The organism is Azonexus hydrophilus (genome assembly GCF_905120355.1).
Taxonomy (GTDB): Bacteria; Pseudomonadota; Gammaproteobacteria; order Burkholderiales; family Rhodocyclaceae; genus Azonexus.
In genome coordinates this window covers 1-705 of the sequence record NZ_CAJHOB010000055.1, presented here as the reverse complement: position 1 = coordinate 705, position 705 = coordinate 1, and the positions used below count along the sequence as shown (strand labels likewise).

The following is a 705-nucleotide window of genomic DNA, read 5'->3' as shown; positions in this document are numbered from 1 at the left end:
GTCACCGGCGTCGATCGCGAGATCATCGAGAAGTGGCTGTATGTGATCATCACCCTGGCCCTGGTCACCGGCATCATCGGCACCGGCCACCACTACTACTGGATCGGTGCGCCGGAATACTGGCAATGGTGGGGTTCCATCTTCTCCGCCCTGGAGCCGCTGCCCTTCTTCGCCATGACGGTGTTCGCCTTCACCATGGTCAATCGTCGTCGCCGCGAGCATCCGAACAAGGCCGCCGTGTTGTGGGCCCTGGGTACCGGCGTGATGGCCTTCCTCGGCGCCGGGGTGTGGGGCTTCCTGCATACGCTGGCCCCGGTGAATTACTACACCCACGGCACCCAGGTCACGGCTGCACACGGGCACATGGCCTTCTATGGCGCCTATGTGATGGTGGTGCTGACCATGATCTCCTACGCCATGCCCATCATGCGCGGGCGCGCCGCCAACTCCAACAAGGCGCAGGTGCTGGAAATGTGGTCCTTCTGGCTGATGACCATCGCCATGGTCTTCATCACCCTTTTCCTCACCGCCGCCGGCATCCTGCAGGTCTGGCTGCAGCGCGTCTCCGAGCAGCCCATGTCCTACATGGCCACGCAGGATCAGGTCATGCTCTTCTACTGGATGCGCGAATGGGCAGGCGTCATGTTCCTCGTCGGTCTCATCGTCTACCTCATCTCCTTCTTCGTCAAAGGAGAGGAAAAGTAA

1 protein-coding gene is annotated in these 705 nt (G+C 61.3%); it reads left to right on the top strand.

Annotation, left to right across the window (positions count from 1 at the left end):
• Window positions 1–705 (top strand): cbb3-type cytochrome c oxidase subunit I (locus JYJ39_RS13965; protein WP_205205268.1); only part of this gene is annotated, 705 nt, incomplete at its 5' end.